We start from the raw sequence: 24570 nt of genomic DNA on the forward strand, positions 1-24570 counted from the left end.
GGGTTCGGCGAGCGGCTGGCGGCCGTACCGTCGCGGGCGACGAACCGGGCCGTCCACAGCTCTGACATGCGAAGGAATCGCTGAGAGTTATGCCCAAGCTGATTGCATTCGACGAGGAGGCCCGGCGCGGTCTCGAGCGCGGCATGAACACGCTCGCTGACGCCGTCAAGGTCACCCTCGGCCCCAAGGGCCGCAACGTCGTGCTCGAGAAGAAGTGGGGCGCCCCCACGATCACCAACGATGGTGTGTCCATCGCCAAGGAGATCGAGCTCGAGGACCCCTACGAGAAGATCGGTGCCGAGCTCGTCAAGGAGGTCGCCAAGAAGACCGACGACGTCGCGGGCGACGGCACCACCACCGCCACCGTGCTGGCCCAGGCCATGGTCCGCGAGGGCCTGCGCAACGTGGCCGCCGGCGCCAACCCGATGGGTCTCAAGCGCGGCATCGAGTCCGCCGTGGCCGCCGTCTCCGAGCAGCTGCTCGGCATGGCGACCGACATCGAGACCCGTGAGCAGATCGCGGCCACCGCGACCATCTCCGCCGGTGGCGACACCACCGTCGGCGACGCCATCGCCGAGGCGATGGACAAGGTCGGCAAGGAGGGCGTGATCACGGTCGAGGAGTCGAACACCTTCGGCATCGACCTCGAGCTCACCGAGGGCATGCGCTTCGACAAGGGCTACATCTCGGCGTACTTCGCGACCGACATGGAGCGCATGGAGGCCGTGCTCGAGGACCCCTACATCCTCATCGCCAACCAGAAGGTCTCCAACGTCAAGGACCTGCTGCCGATCCTCGAGAAGGTCATGCAGTCGGGCAAGCCGCTGCTGATCATCGCCGAGGACACCGACGGCGAGGCGCTGTCGACCCTGGTCGTCAACAAGATCCGCGGCACCTTCAAGTCCGTGGCCGTCAAGGCCCCCGGCTTCGGTGACCGTCGCAAGGCCATGCTCCAGGACATCGCGATCCTCACCGGCGGCCAGGTCATCTCCGAGGAGGTCGGCCTGAAGCTGGAGAGCACCGGCATCGAGCTGCTCGGCCAGGCACGCAAGGTCACGATCTCCAAGGACGAGACCACCATCGTCGAGGGCGCCGGCGACGCCGCCCAGATCGAGGGTCGGGTCAACCAGATCCGCGCCGAGATCGAGAAGTCGGACTCCGACTACGACCGCGAGAAGCTCCAGGAGCGCCTGGCCAAGCTGGCCGGCGGCGTGGCCGTCATCAAGGTCGGCGCGGCCACCGAGGTCGAGCTCAAGGAGCGCAAGCACCGCATCGAGGACGCCGTGCGCAACGCCAAGGCGGCCGTCGAGGAGGGCATCGTCGCCGGCGGTGGCGTGGCCCTCGTGCAGGCCGGCGCCAACGCCTTCGACAAGCTCGACCTGACCGGCGACGAGGCCACCGGCGCCAACATCGTCAAGGTCTCGATCGAGGCCCCGCTCAAGCAGATCGCGATCAACGCCGGCCTCGAGGGCGGCGTCGTGGCCGAGAAGGTCCGCGGCCTGACCCCGGGCCACGGCCTCAACGCGGCCACCGGCGAGTACGGCGACATGCTCGGCTCGGGCATCATCGACCCGGCCAAGGTGACGCGCTCGGCGCTCCAGAACGCCGCCTCCATCGCGGCGCTCTTCCTCACCACCGAGGCCGTCGTGGCCGACAAGCCCGAGAAGGCGCCCGCCATGCCCGGCGGCGGCGACATGGGCGGCATGGGCGGCATGGACTTCTGATCCACCGCTCGATCGCTCGCTGAGAGCAGCCAGCCGGCCCCGGCTCCCGCACAGGGAGTCGGGGCCGGTGCTCGTTGGTGGGCGTGCGACCCAGCCGGGGTCAGGTCCGATGGGGTTGAGGGGCCAGCACGGTGGCGGGGTCGGCCTCGGCCAGCTGCGCCAGGGTGGCGGCCAGATGGTGCAGGTGTCGGACGACGGGGTCGTCGTCGCGCATCGGGTCGCCGTCGCGCTCGGGCAGCAGCGCCCGAGAGCTGCGCGTGAGCGGGTCGACCGCCTCGGGCGCACCCTCGCCGAGGCCCTGGGCGCGCAGGCTGCGGACCGCGTCGGCCAGCAACGCGCATGCGGCGGCCGACTGACCGAGCAGGTGGGCCGGTTGGCTCTGCAGATCCAACGCCAGCGCCCGGCACTGGTGCACGGCGGCGACGATCCGGCTCAGGCGGATCCGGGTGCTCCGGCTGGAGTGGCCGACCAGCGAGGAGCGGGTCAGCGGCTGGGTGACCAAGGAGAGCCCGCGCGCCCGGTCGTCGAGCACGCGCGATCGGCTGTCGAGCCGTACGGCCCCGGCCGGTGTGGGCGAGTCCGCGTAGCGGGCGGCGCCGTCGAGCAGGTCGGCCATGGCGTCGAAGAGGGCATTGCGGGCAGCCACGACGGTGTCGCGTGTCGAGAGAGGCGCGAAGAGCAGCGCGACGAGTACCCCGGCGCCCGCCCCCAGGGCCGTCTCGCCGAGACGGAGCGCGAGCAGCCCGTCGCTGAAGGTGCCGAGCACGGTGTAGAGCTGCCCCAGCAGCACGGTGATGAACAAGGTGGCCAGCGTGTAGGAGGCCTTCATCAGGTAGAAAGCGAAGAAGATCGAGACCAGGATCGCGGTGAACACCAGCACCGGGTGGCCGGCGGTCACATGCGCCAGCACGATCGCGATCCCGAGGCCCACCAGGGTGCCGACGACGCGGGCGACTCCCTTGCGGAAGGTCTCCAGGCGGGTGCCCGTGCCGGTGAAGGTCACGAACGCCGCGATGACCGCCCAGTAGTAGCGGGTGGGTGAGAGCGCCAGCCCCAGGGCGATCGCCAGCGCGCCGGCGATCGCCACCTGGACGGCCTGCCGGGTCGTCATCGAGACCCTCGCCAGCGGGTTGTAGCGGCCGGCCCGCGCGCGGACGTCGCGCGCCACCGCCGGAGAGCCCGCCAGACCGCCGAAGACGAGCGTGCTGGCGGTCTCGAACTCGACCTCGCCGGGGTCGACCTCGGGTGGCCGGTCGGCCGCGGAGTCGAAGGCCAGGAACTCCTGCACCCCGAGCGCCACGAAGCGCGCCGGCCACCAGTACTCGCCGCCCCGCTCGCGGTCGGCGTCCGCAGCGCGTCGCAGACGCTGCGCGGCCACGAACGCCGCGTGGTCGCGGCGACGCGCCACGTGGTCGAGCGTGCGACGAGCCTCCTGGGCGAGGGCCGGCGGACCGTCGACGAGGTTGCGCGAGGCCGCCGCGAAGCGCTCGACGGCCTGGTGCGTCTCGAGCAGACGCCGGCGCAGCGCGGTCGCAGACCACCCCTCGGGGACGCCGCCGCGCTCGGCCGACCATGCGTCGGCGAGAAGTCCGGCCTCGGCCATCGACGCCTGCCGCCGCGAGACCGCCCGGAACGCGCGGCGTCGACGGCGCACGTCGTCCGGCGCCACCTCGAGCAGATCGGCGCACTCGCGGGCCACCGACCGGCCCGAGGCGAAGAAGGCCGCCAGGGTCGACCGGAGCACGGCCCCGGGGTCGCCGCGGAAGACGGTGCTCATCAGCAGCAGCACCCACGCGCTCGACACCACGGCGGCCACGATGAGGTGGGGGACCAGGCTCCAGGTCACCTGCAGGAACGTGGCGAAGAAGAAGCCCATCCAGGCCATGAACCCGTAGAAGAACCAGTCGAACCCGAACCGGCGCACCCACACGGCGAGGAAGAGCGCCACCGTGAAACCGACGATCTTGAGCGCATCGCGGCCCTCCGCGAGGGTGGCCGGGACGAGGCCGACCGCGACCGCGATCGGGAAGCACGCCGCCAGCCGTACCCGGGCGCGCCGCTCCGCGCCGATGAGCGCGTTGGACCCGAGCATCGCGACCACGGCGCCGAACATGGTCACGGCGAAGGAGATCTGGGAGGGGTAGTCGAGCAGACGCCCGACACCGAGCTGCACCGGCAGCGCCGTGCCGACACAGACCACGGCGCTGAGGCCCTGCCGCATCCTTCCCAGGCCGGGATCGGAGGCGCGCAGTCGGTCCAGCAGCTCCAGCACCAGGAGCCGGACCCGCTCCGGGGGACGTTCGCCGGCGTGACGTCCGGCTGACAGCGTGCTCACTGCCCCCATCATCGCATTCGACCCCACCCCGGACACCCCGCGCGACCCCCGCGAGGACTCGCCTCCCTCGGGGGTCGCGGGCCGGTCGAGACCCTGGACCCGCGGTTCTGTCAGGATCGATGCATGGATGCCGATCGGGCGGCGCGCTTCGAGGCGCTCGCGAGCGAGGTGCTCGAGCCGGTGCGCCGGTTCCTCGCCCGACGGAGCGACGCCGACAGCGCCGACGATGCGCTCGCCGACACGCTGCTGGTGTGCTGGCGACGGCTCGAGGAGGTACCGGAACCGGCGCTGCCGTGGGTGTACGGGGTGGCACGTCACTGTCTGGCCAACCTCGAGCGCGCCGCCCGGCGTCAGCGACGGGTCCAGGGCAAGGTGGCGACGCTCGATCCGCCTCGTGAGATCCAGCCCGGCCCGCTCGACGGCGCGGAGGACGACCTCGCGTGGGCCGTCCGCCAGGCGTGGGAAGAGCTCAGGAGCGACGACGCCGAGGTGTTGCGGCTCTGGGCCTGGGAGCAGTTGGAGGCCGCGGAGATCGCGCAGGTGCTCGAGGTGAGCGCCAACGCGGCCTCGGTCCGGCTGCACCGCGCCAAGGGGCGGCTGCGGGAGATTCTCGAGCAGGGCGGTAAGAACGACGGCGCGGGCGGACATGAACGTGTGAGAGGAAGGGAGCAGTGATGACTGACCAGCCATCCGACGACGAGCTGCGCGCGGCGTTGCGACGAGCCGACCCTGCTGCCGACCTGCCGCCGGCCGACCCGACCCGGGTGGCCCGACTGCTGGAGGAAGCCATGAGCCACCACCCGAGCACCGAGACCGAGCGCGACACCCTCGAGACGCCGTCCGAGCCGATCATCCGCACCGGGCGCGGCCCACTGACCTGGGTGCTCGCCGCGGCCGCCGCCGTGGTGATCGCCGGGGTCGGCGGCATCGCCGTGTTCGGTGGCGACGACGACTCCTCACCGGTCGCCGGGTCGAGCACGGTCCAGCCCGGCGACGAGACGGTGACCACGATCCGGGCCGGGAGTGGCGTCGACGGTCGCTGCATGACGCCCACGGCCGACCGGCTCGCCGCGGCCGACATCGCGTTCTCGGGCACCGTCACCTCGCTCGAGGGCGGCATCGTGACCCTCGACCCGGGTGACTTCTACGCCGGCAAGGCCACCGACGTGGTGGAGATCGAGGCGCCCAGCTCCGACCTCAGCGGGCTCGTGGAGTCCGTCGACTTCCGAGCAGGCCAGCGCTACTACGTCGCCGCCACCGGCGGTGACCTGATGCTGTGCGGCTACTCCGGTGCCGACAGCCCCGACATCGAGCAGCTCTACGCCACCGCGTTCAACCAGTGAGCGCACCTCGATGACGGCTACCGGACTCCTGCTCGCCGCCGGGGCCGGCTCGCGTATGGGCCAGCCCAAGGCCCTCGTGCACGACGACGCCGGATCGTGGCTCCAGCGCGGGGTGCGCACCCTGACCGAGGGCGGCTGTGAGGGCGTCACGGTCGTGCTCGGGGCCGCGGTGGCCGAGCCGGTGCGACTGCTCGGCGGCCTCGACGGCGTGGCCGTGGTCATCGCCGAGAACTGGGAGGCCGGGATGGGCGCCTCGTTGCGAGCGGGCCTCGCGGGGCTGACGGCGGGCCCGGCCGACATCGCCGTCGTCTCGCTCGTCGACCTGCCCGACCTGGTGCCCGACGTCGTCGTCCGCCTGCTCGCCGCCGACGACGGGCGTGGAGCCCTGGCCCGCGCCGCCTACGGCGGGGTGCCCGGACATCCCGTGCTCCTGGGCCGCGACCACTGGACGGCCGCCGCCCGCTCCGCGCACGGCGACCAGGGCGCCCGGGGGTATCTCGTCGAGCACGAGGCCGCGCTCGTGGAGTGCGGTGACCTGGCCACCGGCCGTGACGTCGACTCCCGCTGACCGACTCCGGCTCCAGCCGCTGACCCGGGCGCGGGTGGCCACCCTCGGCGAGGCCGGCCAGAGGTGGCACGAGGCGCTGCCGGGCACCCTCGACCGGCTGGCGGCCGTCTGGTCGCTGACCTGGGGGCGAGCGCTGCCGGGCGGCTCGGCGTCCTACGTCGTCGCGGCCCGCACCGCTACCGGGGAGCGTCGCGTGGTCAAGATCCCGGTGCCGGACGCCGCCCTCGCCGACGAGGCGCGGGTGCTCGCGGCGGCCGGGGGGCGAGGCTACGCCCGGCTGTTCGGCCACGACACGGAGTCCGACGCGGTGCTGCTCGAGCACCTCGGCGGCCAGCTCGAGCACCATCTCGCGGAGCCGCTGGCCCGTCTCGACGTCCTCGCCGACACTCTGCGCGAGGCATGGACCGCGGCGATCGGGCCGGGTCTCGATGACGAGGCCGGGAACGCCGCCGCGACCGACGACAAGGCCGTGTCCCTGTTCCACATGATCCGCGATCTCGACGCTCGGCTCGACCACGCCGCGAGCCCGGAGGTGATCCGGACGGCTCTCGACCACGCGGAGGCGCTGGCCGGGTGGGGCGGCCCGACGGTCGTGGCGCACGGCGACCCGCACCCGGCCAACTGCCTGCGCGCACCGGATGGCCGAGGGAGTGGGTGGGTCTTCGTCGACCCCGACGGGTTCCGGGCCGACCCGGCCCACGACCTGGGCGTGACCCTGCGCGACTGGTCCTCCCGGCTGCGGCGGCCCGAGGCTCGCGCCACGCTGCGGGCCTGGAGCCGCCACGTGGCGCAGCGGGCCGACTGGCCCGGCGTCGATGCGGAGCGGGTGTGGGCGTGGGCCTTCGTCGAACGGGTCTCCACCGGGCTCTACGTCACCTCGTTCGGGGCGCCGCGAGTCGGGGCCCCGTTCCTGGAGACCGCGGCCGCCCTCCTCTGAGGTGGTCCGCTCAAGGAGACCCCCGCGCAGACGACAGCCGTCAGGGGGTCAGCCGGATCCGGATCGGACCCTTGGCGGTGGAGGGGTCGACGACCGACCCGCCCTGGGTGATCTCGACCTCGCCCGCCGCCACGAGCCGCCGGGCCGCCCGTCGGGCGGGCTCCATGAGGTCGTGCCAGTCCGCGTCGTCGCCGGCCACGGCGCGGGCCGCCTCGGAGGGGCAGATCGTGGCGCCGCCGCGCCGCTGCTCCAGCAGGTCGAGCACGGTGCGCTCGAGGTGCTGGTCGACCGCGGTGACCTTGCGGCGCCGGCACTCCTCGGAGCAGTAACGGACGTTCTCCCAGTCACGCGCCCACTTCTTGCGCCACTCGATGCGGCGCCCACAGGAGGCGCACGTCTTGGGCTCGGGCTCGGGCATGGCTCCAGCCTGACCGGCGCCCAGCACGGACCCCACCCCCGGAAGGTGCCGAGCCCAACCCGTGACCAACGCCACAGCCCGTAGGTTGGAGGCCATGGCCACGGACCTCCAGGACGCCGCTGCGGTCGCCGAGCAACTCGGCGCCACCGGCTACCTCTGCGACGACGAGCTCGCCACGGTGACGTACCTGGCCCTGGCCATGGCTCGGCCCCTGCTGCTCGAGGGCGAGCCCGGGACCGGCAAGACCGCCCTGGCGGAGGCGCTCGCGCAGACCCTCGACCTGCCGCTCCTGCGCTTGCAGTGCTACGAGGGCATCGACGCGACGCAGGCGCTCTACGACTGGGACTTCCCGCGGCAGGTGCTGCACCTGCGCGCCCTCGAGGCGGCTGGCGGCACGGATGCGACCGAAGCCGAGAAGAGTCTCTACGACGAGCGATTCCTGCTCGCCCGACCCGTGCTGGCAGCGCTCCAGCGCGCGCCCGCGGTGCTGCTCGTCGACGAGGTCGACCGCGCCGACGACGAGTTCGAGGCGTTCCTGCTCGAGGTGCTCTCGACCTACCAGGTCTCCATCCCCGAGCTGGGCACCGTGCGCGCCGCCACCCCGCCGCTCGTGGTGCTCACCTCGAACCGCACGCGCGAGCTGCACGACGCGCTCAAGCGCCGCTGTCTCTATCACTGGATCGACCACCCCGGTCTCGACCGCGAGGTCGAGATCGTGCGGTCCCGGCTGCCCGAGGTGCCCGAGCAGCTGGCCCGCCAGGTCGCCGGCGTGACCCAGCGGCTGCGGACCGACGTCTCCCTCATGAAGCCCCCCGGCGTCGCCGAGACCCTCGACTGGGCGCGAGCCCTGACTCACCTCGGGTGCGCCGACCTCGACCTCGCCACCGCCGCCCGCACCCTGGGCGCACTCGTGAAGTACCGCGAGGACGCCGACCGCGTGCGCCAGGCGCTGGACCGGATGCTGACCCCGTGACGACCGACCCCGTGACGACCGACCACCCGGCCGAGGAGATCCTGCTCGGGTTCGCCGCCGCCTGCCGCGCGGCCGGCGTGCCCGTGACTCCTGATCGTTCCCAGGCGTTCCTGCAGGCCACGGTGCTCGTCGGGGCCGAGAACCCGCGCGCGGTGCGTGCCGCCGGGCACGCCACGCTCTGCGCGACCCCGGAGGATCTCGTGCGGCACGACCAGGTGTTCGAGGCGTGGTTCGACAAGCGCGGTGAGCTGCCCCGGACGCGTCCGGCGGCGGCGTCCCGGCCGGTGCTCGCCACGATGCCGCTCTCGCAGCGCGACCAGGAGGCGGGCGAGAGCGACGACCTGGACGACGACCTGGACGATGACATCGTGCGCGCGATGTCGACCGACGCCGAGGTGCTGCGCCGACGAGACGTCGCGTCGCTGACGCCGGGGGAGAAGGCACGGCTCGCGGCGCTGTTCGACACCCTGCCGGCCCGGGCGCCGCGACGCCGCACCTCACGCCACCAGCGCTGGCACCGCGGTCAGGTCGACGCTCGCCACACCGTGCGCGCGAGCCTGCGCCGTCTCGGCGAGCCCGCCGAGATCGCGTGGCGGCGGCGCGCGACCCGGCCGCGCCGCGTCGTCCTGCTCGTCGACGTCTCCGGCTCGATGAGCGGGTACGCCGACGCGCTGCTGCGCCTGGCGCACCGGCTCACCCAGACCGCCCCGGGTCACGTCGAGACGTTCACCGTCGGCACCCGGCTCACTCACCTGACCCGCGCCCTGCGCAGCCGTGACGCCGAACGCGCGCTGGTGGCGGCCGGGCAGGCCGTGCCCGACTGGTCCGGCGGCACGCGCCTGGGTGAGACCCTCGCCGCGTTCGGCGACCGGTACGGACGCCGCGGCATGGCCCGCGGAGCGGTCGTCGTCGTGTTCAGCGACGGCTGGGAGCGGGGCGACCCCTCGCTGCTGGCCGAGCAGGTCGCGCGCCTGCACCGCCTCGCGCACCGGGTGGTGTGGGTCAACCCGCATCGCGGCAAGTCCGGCTACGAGCCGGTGCAGGCGGGGGTGGTGGCGGTGCTGCCGCACGTCGACGACTTCCTCGCCGGGCACTCCCTGGCGACCTACTCCGAGCTGTGCGAGGTGATCGCCCGTGCGTGAGGTCCTGCCCGAGCTGATGCAGTGGTGGCGCGCGGGCGAGACCGTGGGCGTCGCCACGGTCGTCGCGACCTTCCAGTCGGCCCCCCGCCCGGCCGGGGCCTCGATGCTGCTCGGACCCGACGGCTCCGCGGTCGGCTCGGTGTCGGGCGGCTGCGTCGAGGGCGCGGTCTACGAGCTCTCGCAGGAGGTCGTCGGCTCCGGAGGCCCGGTGCTCCAGCGCTACGGCGTCTCCGACGACGACGCGTTCTCGGTGGGCTTGACCTGCGGCGGCATCCTCGACGTGTACGTCGAGAAGGTCTCGCAGCAGACGTTCCCCGAGCTCGGCGAGATCGCCGACGACATCGAGGCCGGCCGGCCGGTCGCGCTGGCCACCGTGGTCGAGCATCCCGACCCCGCTGTCCTCGGACGCCGGGTGCTGGTGCGGCCCGGCGTCGAGGCGCTGTCGCGTTCCCTCGGCTCGCCCCGCATGGACGACGCCGTGCGCGACGATGCCCTCGGCCTGCTCGCCAGCGGCCACTCCGCCACGCTCGGCTACGGCCCCGACGGTGAGCGTCGCGGTGAGGGCATGAGGGTCTTCGTCTGGGCCTTCGCGCCCAAGCCCCGCATGCTCGTGTTCGGTGCCATCGACTTCGCCGCCGCGGTGGCGCGGGTGGGGTCGTTCCTCGGCTACCACGTGACCGTGTGCGACGCCCGACCCGTCTTCGCCACCGCCACCCGGTTCCCCGAGGCCGACGAGGTCGTCGTCGACTGGCCGCACCGCTACCTCGAGGCGGAGGCGCAGGCCGGTCGCATCGACCAGCGCACCGTGCTCGCCGTGCTCACCCACGACCCCAAGTTCGACGTCCCGCTGCTCGAGGTGGCGCTGCGGTTGCCGCGCGTCGCCTACATCGGCGCCATGGGGTCACGACGCACGCACGACGATCGGATGGCGCGGCTGAGCGAGGCCGGTCTCACCGACGTCGAGCTGGCGCGGCTCTCCAGCCCGATCGGGCTCGACCTCGGCGCGCGCACGCCCGAGGAGACCGCGGTCAGCATCGCGGCGGAGATCATCGCGGGCCGCTGGGGCGGTTCGGGCGAGCGTCTGGGCACCACCGCGGGCCGCATCCACCGCGACCTCGCGGTGCCGTCGGCCTGATCCCAGGGCGGGCGCCCCGTTCGTAGACCTCGGCAACTTTCTCAGGCTTCTCTTCGCCTTCCGTCAGGAACGGTGGGTACCTGCTCTTTACCGTTGATCTTGCCCGGCACGTCGGCCCTCTCGGTGACGCGACCGCGACGACCCGCGGTCCCCCACCCCCAGCGTTCGACCAGAAGGATCCACCAGCCGTGACCGGATTCGGCGACAGCGCCACCTTGAGGCGGTTCGCCTCCACCACCAGGCAAGACGCCGAGGACACCGAGCTCACCGGTGCCCGTGCCCAACGCCGGATGGACGACGTGCACGCGGCGGCCGACCACTACGAGCGCGCCTCGGCCGCGGCGCTGGCGGGCCGGTGGTCCGATGCCCACAGCGTCGTGACCCGCATGGTGAGTGACGCCTACGTGGTGGCCGACGGGGTCGACCGGCTCGCCGGCACGCTCGACCGGTGCGAGACCCGGTGGCGCAGCCTCTGGCACGAGGCGCTGAGCGAAGGCTTCGACGTGAGCGGCATCGACGAGGGCGTCGTCGTGACCGCCCCCGCCGAGACCGGCACCGACGACGGCGCGGCCGCCCGCCACGCCGACAAGCAGCGTCGCGCCGCCGCGTTGGAGGGTCAGTTGCGCGACGCCGCGCGCGAGGCCGACGCAGCTCGACGCTCGCTCGAGAGCGAGGTGCACAGTCACCGGCCCGGCGGACTCGGTGACTTCGACGCCGGCAACGGACCGGTGCCGGCCATCGACACCGGTGATGCGTCCCTCGACGCGGCGCTGCGCGACTTCCTGGGCCCCGTCTCCGGCGTCCACCGACTGTTCCGAGAGGGTCACTGAGGGCCATGGGAGCCGACCTCGAGATCGACTACGCCGCGCTCGACCGGGCAGCCACGGCGATGGCGACCGCCCAGGAGAGCATCGAGACCGCGAGGTCGGCGTTCACCAGCGCGCACCAGTTGAGCGACGGCGACTTCACCGACAAGGGCGAGAAGATGTACGGCGAGTACGACGAACAGCGCGAGGAGATGCTGACGTTCCTCGAGCACACCCACTCCGGCTACGGGCAGCTCGGCCACGCCTTCGCCGTGGCCGCCCAGGTCATGCGCAACCAGGACCGCAAGCTCGCGAGCGACGCGTCGAAGAAGGGTGGCCACTGATGGCTTTCGGACTGCCCGGCTGGCCCGGGGGCGACCCGGAGGGGATTCGCGAGACGGCCCGGGCCTGGGACGCGCTGGCCGACGACATCTCGCAGGCCGTCGATGCCGCAGACAAGGTGATCGTCGCCGAGCTCGAGCAGCAGAAGGGGGCGGCGAAGAACGGCTTCGTCAAGATCTGGGACACCTACGCGGAGAACCAGCGCACCGGGGCCGAGAACGCCCGCACGATCGCGGAGAACCTGCGCACGGTGGCGGAGAAGATCGACGAGGCGCACACGAAGTACGAGCACATCATGGAGGGTCTCGCCGCGGCGGCCGCTGTCGGCATCGTGGTCGGCATCTTCACGTTCGGCATCGGTGACGCCGTCGCCGACACCGCCGCCATCGGGGCCGCCGCGACCGCCATCGCGAGCCTGCTCGAGGAGCTGGGCGTCACCATCGCGGCCGAGAGCATCGCCGGTGTCATGGGCAGCGCGGTCGGGGGCGCCTGGCTCAGCCTGGAGTTCTCCGTCTCCCTCCAAGAGGGCGCCCACGTCGGCGAGGGCAAGGGTCTCACCGTGACCGACCTCAACTACGAGGAGCTCGGGGTGGCGACGCTCACCGGAGGCATCTTCGGTGGAGCGATGGACGTCGCGGAGCTGCTCGAGCTCGGCATCCCGGCCAGGGCTCTGCTCGGCGGCGGCGTCATGGGCGCGGGCGACATCGCCGGATCCGAGATCAGCGGCGAGGGCATGCCCTCGATCAACGAACTCCTCGTGGCCGCCCTGCTCGGTGGTGGCGGCGGCGCCCTCGAGGGAGCGTTGGGCCGAGAGGCGAGTGCCATCAAGCAGGCCGAGGCGCAGATCGCGGGTGACCGGAAGCTCGCGATCGACTTCGCAGCCCTCTACAAGGACGACCCCGAGAGCCTCGCCGCGCTTCGCGACGACCCGTATCAGAGCCAGCACATCCGCGACCTGGCCGGCAAGTACCAGCAGCTCTTCGACTCCGACCCCACGATCCTCATCGACATGCCGAACCTCGCGCAGGTGCTCTCGCGGGATCCGCAGGCCGTCAACCGAGTGCTCGCGGCCGACCAGCAGCTCACCCAGGTCGCGCACGACCTCAACCTGCCGCCCGGCATCACCCGCAAGATCTGGCGAGAGCTGGCCCAGACGCCCCGGCAGGCCACCGTCACCTACGACGGTGTCCAGGACTTCGTCAAGGACTGGCTCAAGCACCACCACGAGCTGAGCGAGGAGTTGGAACGCGAACTGGAGGCCGCCGGATGAGCGTGTCGCAGACGGGCGCCGAGGTCGCACGCGTGACGCACCAGATGAGCGACGACGACCGCGACGCCGCGGTCGCCGTCCTCGCCACCGGCTGCCGGACCGCCGATGTCCCGGTCTCGCAGTCGTTCCTCGACGCTCCCGAGCTGGGCCTCAGTGACCCCTGGCTCTACTGGGGCGCGGTCTCGCTGGTCAAGACGGGCCGGCTGGTGAACGGGCGTCGCGAGAAGGTCGTGCGGCCCAATCCGCAGATCGCCTACTACGGCCCGTGGTCCTACCCGATGAGCTACGTCGGCACCGTCGACGTCGATCGCCGCGTGCTGCGCCTCGACCTCACCTCCACCGCGACCCGGTTCAACCGCGTCGGGCTCGTGCTCGCCCTGGTGGCGGGAGGTCTGATCGGCTGGGGCGCCTACCTCACCTGGTACACGTGGTGGTCGCCCGTCCTCACGGTGCTCATCACGATGGCCGTGCTGCTGCCGATGAAGTGGGTCACCCCTCGCCGCGAGGCGGTGATGCTGGTGCGCGATCTCGAGCGCATCGCCTGGCTCGCGCAGCACGCGGCCTCGCGCGAGGTGGAGCACCCGACGCTGTCGCGTCGTCCGCAATAGACCTCGACCAGAGAGGAGCCTCGTGGCCCGCAAGCAGGCCAAGTCCGCGACCCGCCGCACCGAGGCGGCCACCATGGTCGCCAGACAACGCGCACGTGAGCGACGCCGCTCCCGGCTGATGCTGGCGTCGTTCACCGTGGTGGCGCTGGTCATCGTGGGCTCGGCCCTGGTCGGCATCGGGCTGCACCGGCACGCGGGCGCCAGCCAGCAGACGGGTGCGGCGTCGGCCGACGTGCTCGCGCGGGCCACGGGTGTCTCGGCCTCGGCCTTCGACCAGGTCGGGGCCGGCACGGCGCAGAATCCGCCGAGCGCCATCCAGGCCCCGGCGCTGACGCAGGACGACAAGCCGCGCGTGCTCTACGTGGGCGCGGAGTACTGCCCCTACTGCGCCGCAGAGCGGTGGGCCGTCGTGGCGGCGCTGTCGCGGTTCGGCACGTTCGAGGATCTGGGGCAGACCGCGTCGGCGCACGACGACGTGTACCCCGACACCTCGACGCTGAGCTTCCACGGCTCCTCCTACACGAGCAAGTACCTGGCCTTCACCGGCGTCGAGACTTCCAGCAACCAACGACAGGGCAACGGGTACGCGCCCCTCGACACGCTGTCGAAGGACGACGAGAAGACCTTCGGCACCTACGACCAGCCGCCGTACGTCTCCGGACAGGCAGGGAGCATCCCGTTCATCGACCTCGGCGGCGCGTTCGTCTCCTCCGGCGCGAGTCTCGACCCGGGACTGCTCGCCGGCATGAGTCACGAGCAGGTCGCCGAGGCCATGAACGACCCGAGCAGCGAGGTCGGCCAGGCCATCCTCGGCAGTGCCAACGTGTTCAGCGCCGCGTTCTGCCGGCTCACCGACGGCCAGCCGGGCTCGGTGTGCGACTCGGCGGGCGTCGAGGCCGCCGCCGCGAAGCTCGGCTCGTGACCTCGCGCTTTCCCGCCCCCTTGCGGTGGACGACGTTCGTCCTGGCCGTGGCCGGGCTCGGGATCGCTGCCTACCTGACCTATGAGCACGTCACCGGCTCGACCAGCCTGGCGTGCCCGGCCACGGGACGCATCGACTGCGCCAAGGTGACCAGCAGCAGCTACTCCAGCGTCCTCGGGATACCGGTGGAGCTCCTCGGGCTGGGCTTCTTCGTCGCCCTGGTGGCGCTGACATCGCCGCCCGCGTGGCGCTCGCGTCACCGCGCCGTCGATGCGCTGCGCTGGGCGGCCGTGGTGGCCGGGCTGGTCGCGGTGTTCTACCTGGTGTGGGCCGAGCTCTACCGGATCCACGCCATCTGCCTCTGGTGCACCGGGGTGCACGTGATCGTGGTCCTCGAGTTCGTCGCCGTGCTCTTCGCCTACGCCCTGCACGACCCCGAGGCCCGGTGAGCCGCCCACCGGCGGGCGACCCGGTCGAGCCGCGTCCTCGGCGCTTCCACGGACGTCGCCACGCCCCCCTTGTGAGGGTGACCCCTATCACACGCGGTGCTACTTTTGCGCCGTCCGGACCACTTGCTCCTTTCGGGAGAGGCCATGAGCGCTGTCGACGACCTCGCTGAGCGCAAGCGCCGGAGCATGCAGGCATGGACCTGCTTCGTCGAGCACGGCGACCACGCCGAGCAGTTCGTACGGCCCGAGATCCTCACCAGCTGGACCCGTTCGGAGCCCACGGTCAAGCCCGATGTGCGCTACGCGCCACTGGGCGATGAGTCCGAGACCGCGTCGTACTGGCGCGACTCCCCGCTCCAGACGGCGGTCGAGCGGGTCGAGTCCGATCTGCGGCGCACCGCAGAGGACGGCGATCTCGTGGTCGCCGTGACCGACCCGCAGACGCGCATCTTGTGGACCTACGGCGGGCGCATCATGCGCCGGAAGGCCGAGAGCGTGAACTTCGTGGCCGGTGCGCAGTGGGACGATCGGTCCGCGGGCACCAACGCGCTCGACCTCGCCAATCGGCACGACCGCGCCAGCATGGTGTTCAGCGCCGAGCACTACGCCTCGATGGTGCACAACTGGGTGTGCTGGGCCGCGCCCGTGCACGACCCGGTCACGGGGGTGCAGCTCGGCGTGCTCGACCTCTCCACCACCTGGGACCGGACCCACCCCATCGGCCTGGCCACCGCCCAGGTGATGGCCCGGCTCATCGAGCAGGCGATGCCCGCCAGCGCCACGCCTCTCGGCGCCGCACCGGCCCAGGGAAGCGGCGAGCCCGGTCTGGTGCTCAGCCTCCTCGGCACCGCCGAGACGCGGCTCGACGGGCAACGGCTGCTGCTCAACCGCCGGCAGACCGAGATCCTCGCCCTGCTCGCACTGCACGAGCAGGGGCTCTCCCTCGACCAGTTGCACGCCATGGTCTACGGCGACCACGCGGTGACCTTCTCGACCCTCAAGGCCGAGGTCTCGCACCTGCGTCGTGCGCTGGGTGGCCAGCTCGCGTCACGGCCCTACCGACTGATGATGCCCGTGAGCACCGACGTCGAGCGGGTGCTCGCCCTGCTGCGCCGGGGTCGGGTGCGGGCCGCGGTCGACGCCTACGGCGGCGACCTGCTGCCGGGCACCGACTCGCCGGCCCTCCAGGAGTGGGCCGAGTACGTCGCGGTCGCGTTGCGTGAGGCGCTCATGGCCGACCCCGACCCCGAGGCGGTCATCCGCTACAGCGAGCTCGCGCCGTACGACACCGAGGTCGTCGAGCACTGCCTGGCCCGGCTCGAAGGCCGCGCGCACCCCGCCGTCCCGCTGCTCAAGGGGCGCCTCGCCGCTGCTCGCGCCTGAGCCCGCGGCCCGGGGAAGGTCGGAGGGTCGGGCGATGCGGTGGCGCATGGCCCCACGCGATGCTCACGGATCTCTCACTCATTGGGGTGTAGCGCAGACGCGATGATGTCGAAATCGGCCGGATGATACTGAATCGTTGTCTCGCCGGGGAGTATCAGGGGCGCAAAATCGGCTGAGTTTTCTTACGGTTCGGGTGACCCGAGACGTCGGCCGCGACGGCCGTGCTGCGAACCGTGACCGGTCCGCCCACGACTTGGGCGCTCTTGCACCCAATCGAAGGAAGAACATGCGTAGACACAAGTTGCTCGCACTCTCGACCGCCGCCCTCGCCCTCGGCATCACCTCCGCCGGCTGCGGCGTCAGCGACTCCGGTGACGACGGTGACAGCGCGAGTGGCAAGGCCACCGTGTGCATGGAGACCGAGTTCCCCGACCGCCCCGACGGCCTGGTGCTGTTCGAGAAGGCCACCGGCTACAAGATCCCGCAGAGCCAGATCAAGATCCTCGACACCGGTCTGATCTACACCGAGACCGACAAGGGCAATTGCGACTTCGGCGAGGTCTTCACCACCGACGGCCGCATCCAGGCCCTCAACATCGACCTGGTCGACGACCCGGGCGTCTTCATCCTCTACAACCTCTCCTTCACCTGGCAGGACAAGGTCTACGAGCAGCACGCCGACACCTACGACGCCATCGCCGACGGCATCTTCGACGGTCTCGACGAAGACAAGATGGCCGAGCTGAACGGCAAGGTCGACGTCGAGGGCGAGCCGGTCAAGGACGTCGCCGAGGAGTACCTCGACAGCGTGGGCATGCTCGACGGTGGCAACGAGCTCGACGGCGTGAAGCTGACCGTGGGCTCCAAGGACTTCACCGAGAACATCCTGGTGGGCGAGATGCTCAGCCAGGCGCTCGAGGCCCAGGGCGCCGACGTGAACGACAAGACCAACCTCGGCGGCACCTCGGTGGCCCGCGACGCGCTGCTCAACGGCAACATCGACGTCTACCCCGAGTACAACGGCACCGGCTGGACGGTGCACCTGGGCAAGGAGGACCCGAGCAGCGACCCGCAGGAACTGTTCGACAAGACCTCTACACTCGATCTCAAGCAGAACGGCATCAAGTGGGTGGGTCGTTCGCCCTTCAACGACACCTACGGCTTCGCGGTCAACGGCGACCTCAACGACTCCGACGGCCCCTTCGACCTCGAGAAGATGGCCGAGTACCTCAAGGACCACCAGTAGGATCTGCCGGCCCGCGGCCTCGAGTCTGAGCCGCGTGCCGACAGGCACGAACGCCGCCGCCCTCTCGAGAGGGCGGCGGCGTTCGTCGTCTGCGGGGTGCTGCGCCGCGTTCAGATGCCCTTGGGCTTGAGGAACCGCTCCAGCAGCGCGCCGACGTAGTCGAACGTGAGCGCGATGAGGGCGACCAGCATGGTGCCGACGAGCACCACGTCGTTCTGCCTCAGCTTCAGACCCGAGCTGATCGTGATGCCGAGCCCGCCGCCCGCGATGGTGTAGGCCAAGGTGGCCATGCCGATGTTGATGACCATGGCCGTCCGCACACCGGCGGTGATGACCGGGACGGCGAGCGGGAGTTCGATGCGCAGCAGGATGCCCAGCCGGGTCATGCCCATGCCGCGACCGGCCTCGATCACGTTGCGGTCGACGCTCTCCAAGCCCAGCATCGTGTTGCGCAGCACCGGGAGCAGCGCGAAGAACGCGAGAGCGTAGATGACGGTGATGGCACCCTGCCCCAGCAGGATCAGGCCCACGGCGAGCAGCCCGTAGGCGGGTGTCGCCTGGCCGACGTTGGCCACGGCCAGGACGGCAGGCGCGATCTTGCGGAACGCCGGCCGGGTGAGCAGGATGCCGAGGGGCACGGCGATCGCGATGACGAGCAGCGTCGAGTAGAACGCGATGAGGATCAGCTGCTGGGTCTGGGGCAGCAGCTTTCCCCGCCAGGCCAGCGCCGAGCGCTGCTGCTGCACCGCGTTCTCGAGGTCGAGGTGCTGGTAGAAGAGGTAGAGGCCGAGGGCGAGCAGCCCGATGAGCACCGGTGCGACGACGAGGCTGACGACGCCGAACAGCTCACCCGGTTGGCGGCGGCGGCCACCTGTCGCTGCCGCCGCGGTCGGGGGTGCAGCGCTCTCGCTCACGAGTTCGCCTCCAGATCGTCGTAGTGCCGTCTGGCCTCGACCTGTGCTCGTCGGATGGCCTTGGCCAGATCCGTCATGCGCACGACCCCCTCGAACCGCCCCGAGGCGCCGGTGACCACGGTCATGCCGGACTCGCTCTGCACCATCTGCTCGAGAGCGTGGAAGAGCGTGCCGTCGCTGTCGAGCGTGCCCTCGATGGGCGCCTGCTCCCCGGAGCCCCCCAGGGCGTCCTGGTGGATCCAGCCGCTCGGCCGCCTCTCGGCGTCGAGCACCACGGCCCACTGGTAGCCGGCCTGCTGGAGCTTGCCGCGCACGGCCTCCGGCGAGTCGCCGTCCGCCATGGTCGGGAAGTCTGCCAGCGTCAGCGAGCTGACCTTCAAGAAGTTGAGGCCCTTGATCGTGGCGCCGGTACCGATGAAGTCGCTGACGAAGTCGTCGACCGGGTAGGCGAGGATCCGCTCCGGGGTGTCGACCTGCCGGATCATGCTGCGCTCACCCAGGATGGCGATCCGATCGCCCATCTTGATCGCCTCGTCGATGTCGTGGGTGACGAACACGATGGTCTTGTGCAACTCGGCCTGCAGCCGCAGGAACTCGTTCTGGAGCCGGTCGCGGGTGATCGGGTCGATGGCGCCGAAAGGCTCGTCCATCAACATGATGTCGGGGTCGGCCCCGAGCGCTCTGGCCACGCCGACGCGCTGCGCCTGACCGCCGGAGAGCTCTCTGGGGTAGCGGTGGGCGAACTGCTCGGGGTCCAGGCCGACGGTGGTGAGCAGCTCGGTGGTGCGCTCCTGGATGCGCGTCTTGTCCCAGCCGAGCATCTTCGGCACGGTGGCGATGTTCTGCGCGATCGTCTGGTGCGGGAAGAGACCGATCTGCTGGATGACATAGCCGATGCGACGACGCAGCTTGTCGGGGTTGGCCCTGGTGACGTCCTCGCCGTCGAGCAGGATCCGCCCCGTGGACGGTTCGATCATCCGGTTGATCAGGCGCAGCGTCGTCGACTTGCCGCAGCCCGAGGGGCCCACGAGCACGAGGATCTCGCCCTCGGGCACGTCGAGGGTCAGCTCCTCGACCGCGGGCACCTTGCTGCCGGGGTAGGTCTTGCCGACCCTGTCGAGGTGGATCTTGCTGCCACCACCGGAGGCGCTGTCCTTATCGAGGTGGGTCTCGGACGCTGTGGTCATGGGTTCCTCTCGTGGAACGCGTGCAGGTGCGGTGGTCGGGGTGGTCAGGAGCGCAGGCCGCGCGCGGTGGTGAACCGCTGGAACGTGGCGAGCGCGATGTCGAGGACCAGCCCGATGAGGACGATGAAGACGACACCCGTCACGACCGCGTAGTTGGCGAACGGGAAGCCCTGCTGGTTGATGCCGAGGCGGATGAAGTCGCCGAGGCCGCCGCCGCCCACGAGCACGGCGATGGCGGCGATCCCGACGGTGAGCAGGGTGGCCACGCGGATGCCGGCCATGATCAGCGGATAGGCCAGCGGCAGCCGGACGCGGACGAGCTGCTGGCGACCGTTCATGCCCATGCCCTTGGCCGACTCGACGACGGCCGGACTCACGGCGTCCAGACCGGTCACCGTGTTGCGCAGGATCGGCAGCAGGGCGTACATCGTCATGGCGATGATCGCGGGCATGTTGCCGGTGCCCACCAACGGCACGAACAGCGCGAACAGCGCCAGCGACGGGATGGTCAAGAAGGTGCTGCTGATCGACAGCGCCAAGGCGCGCAACAGCGGTCGCTGCGAGACCAAGATGCCCACGGAGACCGCGATGATCGTGGCCATCACGACGGTGATCGCCACGAGCCGTAGGTGGACCAGGGACTCCTTGATGACGTCGTCTTGACGGGTCTGGACGAAGTCCCACCAGTTCTGGATGGATTCCACGCGGTGCCTCTCCTGGTTGCGTGCGTTGCGGGTGCAACCGCCCCTGGCCGGGTCGGGAACGCCCCGCACCTTACGCACCTTTGGCTGCGCGTGGGGGTGAACGGGGGGTGAGGACGCCGCTCGCGGCGCCTGCTCTCACGCGCACCGAGCCCCGCTGCTCGGGGCGATGCGGCCAGCGCATCGGTGCGCACCAACGACTGTCCAACCTGACGATGCCTAGCGTGACCTACGCCACATCGGATGCGTTTCGGTGGCGACGACTTCGTTCACGAGTCCGTCCTTGTTCGAGACCTCGAGGGAGAGTCCATGACCCGGATCAACCTGATCGTCGACGGCGCGAAGGTCGCCGACGACGTCGAGCCGCGGATGCTGCTGGTGCAGTACCTGCGCGAGCGGCTCGGCAAGACCGGCACCGTCATCGGGTGCGACACCAGCAACTGCGGCGCCTGCACCGTGCACCTCGACGGCACCAGCGTGAAGTCGTGCAACGTCTTGGCCGTACAGGCCGACGGCGCCGAGGTCACGACCATCGAGGGACTCTCCGACGGCGAGAACCTGCACCCCGTGCAGGAGGCCTTTCGCGAGTGCCACGGACTCCAGTGCGGCTTCTGCACGCCCGGCATGGTCATGCAGTCGGTGGCCCTGCTCGAGGAGAACCCCTCCCCCAGTGAGGAGGAGATCCGGCTCGGACTCGAGGGCAACCTCTGCCGCTGCACGGGCTACCACAACATCGTCAAGGCGGTGCAGACCGCCGCCGGCGCCTCGAACGGCGCCCGAGCGCACCGCGCCGACGTCGGGGCCAGCACCGCGGAGGTGACCGCATGACCGCCGTCCAGGAGCAGGCTGCCAGCGAGATCGGCCGCGACCGCCGTCGCAAGGAGGACATGCGCCTCATCACCGGCCGCACCCGCTGGACCGACAACATCACGCTGCCCGGCATGCTGCACCTGGCCATGGTGCGCAGCCCCTTCGCACACGCCACCATCACCTCGATCGACACCAGCGAGGCGAAGGACGCGACCAACGTGGTCGCCGTCCTCACCGGAGCCGATCTCGGCGAGGCGCAGGGTGCGTGCATCAACGCCTGGGCGATCACCGAGGACCAGGTCACCCCGCCGCACCTGCCGATGCCCACCGACCGGGTCGCCTTCGCCGGCGAGATCGTCGCCGTCGTCGTGGCCCGCAGTGCCGCCGAGGCGCGCGACGCCGCCGAGCTGGTCGACGTCGAGTACGACGACCTGCCGGCCGCACTCGACCTCAAGGAGGCCGCCGAGGACACCGTGCTGGCCCACCCCGACCTGGGCACCAACAAGTCCGCGTTCTGGAAGTTCGACTCAGCCGAGGCCGGCACCGGTGGCGATGTCGACGCCGCCATCGAGAAGGCCCGCGGCGACGGCATCGTCATCGAGCGCGAGTACCGCCAGCAGCGACTCATCCCGGCCTTCATGGAGCCTCGCTCGGTGGTCGTCGACCCCACCGGCGAGCAGATCACCGTGTGGTCGGCCACGCAGATCCCGCACATCCTGCGCTTCGCGCTGGCGGCGACCACCGGCGTGCCGGAGTCGAAGATCCGGGTCATCGCGCCGGATGTCGGCGGTGGTTTCGGCGGCAAGCTTCAGCAGACGCCGGAGGAGATGATCGCGTTCGCGGTCGGCCGCCGTCTGGGCAAGCCGGTCAAGTACACCGAGACCCGCAGCGAGTCGCTGCTCAGCGCCCACCACGGCCGCGACCAGTGGCAGAAGCTGACGCTGTGCGCCGAGAAGGACGGCACCGTCACCGGCCTGAAGGTCGACCTGCTGGCCGACCTCGGCGCCTACGTCTCCCTCGTGGGCGGCGGCGTGCCCGTGCTCGGCGCGTTCATGTTCAACGCGATCTACAAGTTCCCGGCCTACCAGTTCAACTGCCAGACCGTGCTCACCAACAAGACCTGGACCGACGCCTACCGCGGCGCCGGCCGGCCGGAGGCGACGTTCGCGATCGAGCGCCTCATGGACGAGCTGGCCGCCGAGCTCGGCGAGGATCCCCTCGAGGTGCGCCGACGCAATTGGATCACGCACGAGGAGTTCCCGTTCACCACGGTGGCGGGCCTGGAGTACGACTCCGGCAACTACGAGCTGGCCACCGACCGGGCGATGGAGATGTTCGGCTACGACGAGTTGCGCGCCGAGCAGCAGCGTCGCCGCGACGCCGGCGACCCGGTGCAGCTCGGCATCGGCGTCTCCACGTTCACCGAGATGTGCGGCCTGGCGCCCTCGCGGGTGCTCGGCCAGCTCAACTACGGCGCCGGCGGCTGGGAGCACGCGAGCGTGCGCATGCTGGCCACCGGCAAGGTCGAGGTCGTGACCGGCGCCTCCGCCCACGGCCAGGGGCACGAGACGGCCTTCAGCCAGATCGTGGCCGATCGACTCGGCGTCCCGTTCGAGGACGTCGAGGTGCTGCACGGCGACACCCAGAGCAGCCACAAGGGTCTCGACACCTACGGCTCGCGCTCCCTCGTCGTCGGTGGCGAGGCGCTCGTGCGGGCCACCGACAAGGTCGTCGAGAAGGCCAAGCAGCTCGCCGCCCACCTCCTGGAGGCCTCGGCCGAGGATCTGGAGTTCGCGGGTGGCCGGTTCGGGGTCAAGGGCACCGACGCCGGCATCACGATGCCCGAGCTCGCCTCGGCGATGTTCGCAGCACACGACTACCCCGAGGGCATGGAACCCTCGCTCGACGCGGAGGCCACCTACGACCCGATCAACTTCAACTACCCGCACGGCACCCACCTGTGCGCGGTGGAGGTCGACACCGAGACCGGTCAGGTGCAACTGCGCAAGTACGCCTGCTGCGACGACATCGGCACCATCATCAACCCGCTGATCGTGGCCGGTCAGGTGCACGGCGGCCTGGTGCAGGGCATCGCGCAGGCGCTGTGGGAGGAGGCGGTCTACGACGAGTCCGGCACGCTGGTCTCGGGTTCGTTCACCGACTACCTGCTGCCCACTGCGGCCGACACGATCTCCTTCGACGTCGACCACACCACGACCCCGAGCCTGACCAACACGCTCGGCACCAAGGGCGTCGGCGAGGCCGGCACCATCGCCTCGACCCCCGCCGTGGTCAACGCGGTCGTCGATGCCGTGCGACACCTCGGGATCGACGACATCACCATGCCGTGCACGCCCGAGCGGGTGTGGAAGGCGATCCAGGGGGTGGCGGCCGGCGGGACCACCGAGGGTGCGTCGATGCCCCACTTCGACGGCGACGAAGCCGGCACCCACAGCACCGAAGGAGCAGGCGCATGATCCCCGCAGCGTTCGACTACCTCGCCCCGACGTCCGTCGACGAGGCGCTGGCCGCGCTCGCCGAGCACGGTGACGACGCCAAGGTGCTGGCCGGTGGGCAGAGCCTGCTGCCGGTGTTGCGCCTGCGGCTCAACGCTCCGGAGGTCGTCGTCGACCTCGGCCGCATCGAGTCGCTGCGCGGGGTGCGCGACGACGGCGACGCGCTCGTCATCGGGGCCATGACCAAGCATGCAGACGTGCTCACCGACCCGCTGGTCGCCGAGCACGCCGCGCTGCTGGCCCGCGCCACCCACCACCTCGCCGACGCCCAGGTGCGGCACCGCGGCACCTTCGGCGGGGCGCTCGCGCACGCCGACCCGGCCGGCGACGTCGGTGCCCCGGCGCTCGCCCTCGGGGCCGAGTTCACCATCGCCGGCTCCGGCGGCACCCGTTCGGTCGCGGCCGACGACTTCTTCGTCGACCTCTTCGAGACCGCGATCGCCGACGGTGAGCTGCTCACCGAGATCCGCATCCCCAAGTACACCGGCTGGGGCGCGCACTACGAGAAGTTCGTACGCGTGGCCCACCAGTGGCCGATCGTCGCGGTCGCCGCGGCGGTGCGGGTCGAGGGCGGCACGATCGCCGAGGCCAGGGTCGGACTCACCAACATGGGCTCCACCCCGCTGCGTGCCCGCGCGGTGGAGGCGGCCCTCCAGGGGCAGCCGGCCACCGACGAGGCCGTGCGAGCGGCCGCCGCACACGCCGCGGAGGGCGCCAACCCGCCGTCCGATCTCAACGGCGACGCCGACTACCGCAACCACCTGGCCACCGTGTTGACCCGCCGCGCCGTGCTCGCCGCGGCCGGCGCGTGAGCGGGAACGACGAAGAGGAGCGAGCCACA

The 24570-nt window shown here is 71.3% G+C and carries 24 protein-coding genes; 19 read left to right on the forward strand and 5 right to left on the reverse strand.

Annotated elements, in window-relative coordinates; genetic code table 11:
- Positions 1 to 89 precede the first annotated feature (89 nt).
- The gene (gene groL, locus ISG29_RS07495) at positions 90 to 1724 is read left to right on the forward strand and encodes a chaperonin GroEL (RefSeq protein WP_194502732.1); all 1635 of its coding nucleotides are present in this window, start codon (positions 90 to 92) and stop codon (positions 1722 to 1724) included.
- Between the two features lie 100 nt (positions 1725 to 1824).
- Here the strand turns inward: groL and ISG29_RS07500 are convergent, their stop codons facing one another.
- Entirely contained in the window at positions 1825 to 4059 is a 2235-nt protein-coding gene (locus ISG29_RS07500; protein ID WP_194502733.1) for an FUSC family protein, read from the reverse strand.
- Positions 4060 to 4182: 123 nt separating this feature from the next.
- On the opposite strand from ISG29_RS07500, the gene ISG29_RS07505 reads away from it, so the two are divergent.
- The 4 genes from ISG29_RS07505 to ISG29_RS07520 are packed head-to-tail and all read left to right on the forward strand — an operon-like array spanning position 4183 to position 6907.
- The gene (locus tag ISG29_RS07505) at positions 4183 to 4734 is read left to right on the forward strand and encodes an RNA polymerase sigma factor (protein WP_194502734.1); all 552 of its coding nucleotides are present in this window, start codon (positions 4183 to 4185) and stop codon (positions 4732 to 4734) included.
- Positions 4734 to 5402: a hypothetical protein gene (locus ISG29_RS07510; RefSeq protein WP_194502735.1), complete on the forward strand. Its 669-nt coding sequence runs from the start codon at positions 4734 to 4736 to the stop codon at positions 5400 to 5402. Before ISG29_RS07505 ends, ISG29_RS07510 begins: the two co-directional genes overlap by 1 nt.
- 10 nt (positions 5403 to 5412) lie before the next feature.
- A complete protein-coding gene (locus ISG29_RS07515; RefSeq protein ID WP_194502736.1) occupies positions 5413 to 5970 on the forward strand; it encodes a nucleotidyltransferase family protein in 558 nt (185 codons plus the stop codon).
- Positions 5951 to 6907 carry a phosphotransferase gene (locus tag ISG29_RS07520; protein WP_194502737.1) on the forward strand — a complete coding sequence of 319 codons (957 nt, stop codon included), beginning with the start codon at positions 5951 to 5953 and terminating at the stop codon, positions 6905 to 6907. Before ISG29_RS07515 ends, ISG29_RS07520 begins: the two co-directional genes overlap by 20 nt.
- A 40-nt stretch (positions 6908 to 6947) precedes the next feature.
- Here ISG29_RS07520 and ISG29_RS07525 read toward each other — a convergent pair whose 3' ends face one another.
- Complete coding sequence (locus ISG29_RS07525) at positions 6948 to 7325, reverse strand: DUF2256 and DUF3253 domain-containing protein (RefSeq protein ID WP_194502738.1); 378 nt, start codon at positions 7323 to 7325, stop codon at positions 6948 to 6950.
- Positions 7326 to 7419: 94 nt separating this feature from the next.
- Here ISG29_RS07525 and ISG29_RS07530 point away from each other — a divergent pair, with 94 nt between their 5' ends.
- The 11 genes from ISG29_RS07530 to ISG29_RS07580 all read left to right on the forward strand — a co-directional run bounded on the left by ISG29_RS07530 (position 7420) and on the right by ISG29_RS07580 (position 17601).
- Positions 7420 to 8298 (forward strand): AAA family ATPase, encoded by an 879-nt coding sequence (locus tag ISG29_RS07530; protein WP_194502739.1) that lies wholly within the window; start codon positions 7420 to 7422, stop codon positions 8296 to 8298.
- Complete coding sequence (locus tag ISG29_RS07535; protein ID WP_328828350.1) at positions 8295 to 9440, forward strand: vWA domain-containing protein; 1146 nt, start codon at positions 8295 to 8297, stop codon at positions 9438 to 9440. Before ISG29_RS07530 ends, ISG29_RS07535 begins: the two co-directional genes overlap by 4 nt.
- Positions 9433 to 10575 (forward strand): XdhC family protein, encoded by a 1143-nt coding sequence (locus ISG29_RS07540; protein WP_194502740.1) that lies wholly within the window; start codon positions 9433 to 9435, stop codon positions 10573 to 10575. The genes ISG29_RS07535 and ISG29_RS07540 overlap by 8 nt, the downstream gene beginning before the upstream one ends.
- A 188-nt stretch (positions 10576 to 10763) precedes the next feature.
- Positions 10764 to 11405: a hypothetical protein gene (locus ISG29_RS07545; RefSeq protein ID WP_194502741.1), complete on the forward strand. Its 642-nt coding sequence runs from the start codon at positions 10764 to 10766 to the stop codon at positions 11403 to 11405.
- A 5-nt stretch (positions 11406 to 11410) separates the two neighbouring features.
- Positions 11411 to 11725, forward strand: a complete 315-nt coding sequence (locus ISG29_RS07550) for a hypothetical protein (protein WP_194502742.1) — start codon at positions 11411 to 11413, stop codon at positions 11723 to 11725.
- Positions 11725 to 12993, forward strand: a complete 1269-nt coding sequence (locus tag ISG29_RS07555; RefSeq protein ID WP_194502743.1) for a WXG100-like domain-containing protein — start codon at positions 11725 to 11727, stop codon at positions 12991 to 12993. The genes ISG29_RS07550 and ISG29_RS07555 overlap by 1 nt, the downstream gene beginning before the upstream one ends.
- Complete coding sequence (locus ISG29_RS07560; protein ID WP_194502744.1) at positions 12990 to 13601, forward strand: hypothetical protein; 612 nt, start codon at positions 12990 to 12992, stop codon at positions 13599 to 13601. Before ISG29_RS07555 ends, ISG29_RS07560 begins: the two co-directional genes overlap by 4 nt.
- 22 nt (positions 13602 to 13623) lie before the next feature.
- Complete coding sequence (locus ISG29_RS07565; RefSeq protein ID WP_194502745.1) at positions 13624 to 14523, forward strand: DUF929 family protein; 900 nt, start codon at positions 13624 to 13626, stop codon at positions 14521 to 14523.
- On the forward strand, positions 14520 to 14972 hold the full coding sequence (locus tag ISG29_RS07570) for a vitamin K epoxide reductase family protein (protein ID WP_328828355.1): 453 nt from the start codon (positions 14520 to 14522) through the stop codon (positions 14970 to 14972). The genes ISG29_RS07565 and ISG29_RS07570 overlap by 4 nt, the downstream gene beginning before the upstream one ends.
- Positions 14973 to 15116: 144 nt before the next feature.
- Positions 15117 to 16355, forward strand: coding sequence for a sigma-54-dependent transcriptional regulator family protein (locus ISG29_RS07575; protein WP_194502746.1), 1239 nt, complete (start codon positions 15117 to 15119; stop codon positions 16353 to 16355).
- Positions 16356 to 16641: 286 nt separating this feature from the next.
- Positions 16642 to 17601 carry a glycine betaine ABC transporter substrate-binding protein gene (locus ISG29_RS07580; RefSeq protein WP_194502747.1) on the forward strand — a complete coding sequence of 320 codons (960 nt, stop codon included), beginning with the start codon at positions 16642 to 16644 and terminating at the stop codon, positions 17599 to 17601.
- A 110-nt stretch (positions 17602 to 17711) separates the two neighbouring features.
- Here the strand turns inward: ISG29_RS07580 and ISG29_RS20740 are convergent, their stop codons facing one another.
- Genes ISG29_RS20740 through ISG29_RS07595 form a run of 3 tightly spaced genes read right to left on the reverse strand, consistent with a single transcriptional unit; the run spans position 17712 to position 20406 of the window.
- Positions 17712 to 18515, reverse strand: a complete 804-nt coding sequence (locus tag ISG29_RS20740; protein ID WP_207792835.1) for an ABC transporter permease — start codon at positions 18513 to 18515, stop codon at positions 17712 to 17714.
- The gene (locus tag ISG29_RS07590; protein ID WP_194502748.1) at positions 18512 to 19702 is read right to left on the reverse strand and encodes an ABC transporter ATP-binding protein; all 1191 of its coding nucleotides are present in this window, start codon (positions 19700 to 19702) and stop codon (positions 18512 to 18514) included. The genes ISG29_RS20740 and ISG29_RS07590 overlap by 4 nt, the downstream gene beginning before the upstream one ends.
- A 44-nt stretch (positions 19703 to 19746) precedes the next feature.
- Positions 19747 to 20406: an ABC transporter permease gene (locus ISG29_RS07595; protein ID WP_194502749.1), complete on the reverse strand. Its 660-nt coding sequence runs from the start codon at positions 20404 to 20406 to the stop codon at positions 19747 to 19749.
- Between the two features lie 306 nt (positions 20407 to 20712).
- Here ISG29_RS07595 and ISG29_RS07600 point away from each other — a divergent pair, with 306 nt between their 5' ends.
- The 3 genes from ISG29_RS07600 to ISG29_RS07610 are packed head-to-tail and all read left to right on the forward strand — an operon-like array spanning position 20713 to position 24541.
- The gene (locus ISG29_RS07600; RefSeq protein WP_194502750.1) at positions 20713 to 21231 is read left to right on the forward strand and encodes a (2Fe-2S)-binding protein; all 519 of its coding nucleotides are present in this window, start codon (positions 20713 to 20715) and stop codon (positions 21229 to 21231) included.
- Positions 21228 to 23690 carry a xanthine dehydrogenase family protein molybdopterin-binding subunit gene (locus ISG29_RS07605; protein ID WP_194502751.1) on the forward strand — a complete coding sequence of 821 codons (2463 nt, stop codon included), beginning with the start codon at positions 21228 to 21230 and terminating at the stop codon, positions 23688 to 23690. The genes ISG29_RS07600 and ISG29_RS07605 overlap by 4 nt, the downstream gene beginning before the upstream one ends.
- Positions 23687 to 24541: an FAD binding domain-containing protein gene (locus tag ISG29_RS07610; protein ID WP_194502752.1), complete on the forward strand. Its 855-nt coding sequence runs from the start codon at positions 23687 to 23689 to the stop codon at positions 24539 to 24541. The genes ISG29_RS07605 and ISG29_RS07610 overlap by 4 nt, the downstream gene beginning before the upstream one ends.
- Positions 24542 to 24570 lie beyond the last annotated feature (29 nt).

The sequence above is a fragment of the Nocardioides acrostichi genome (assembly GCF_015319165.1).
GTDB classification, from domain to species: Bacteria; Actinomycetota; Actinomycetes; order Propionibacteriales; family Nocardioidaceae; genus Nocardioides; species Nocardioides acrostichi.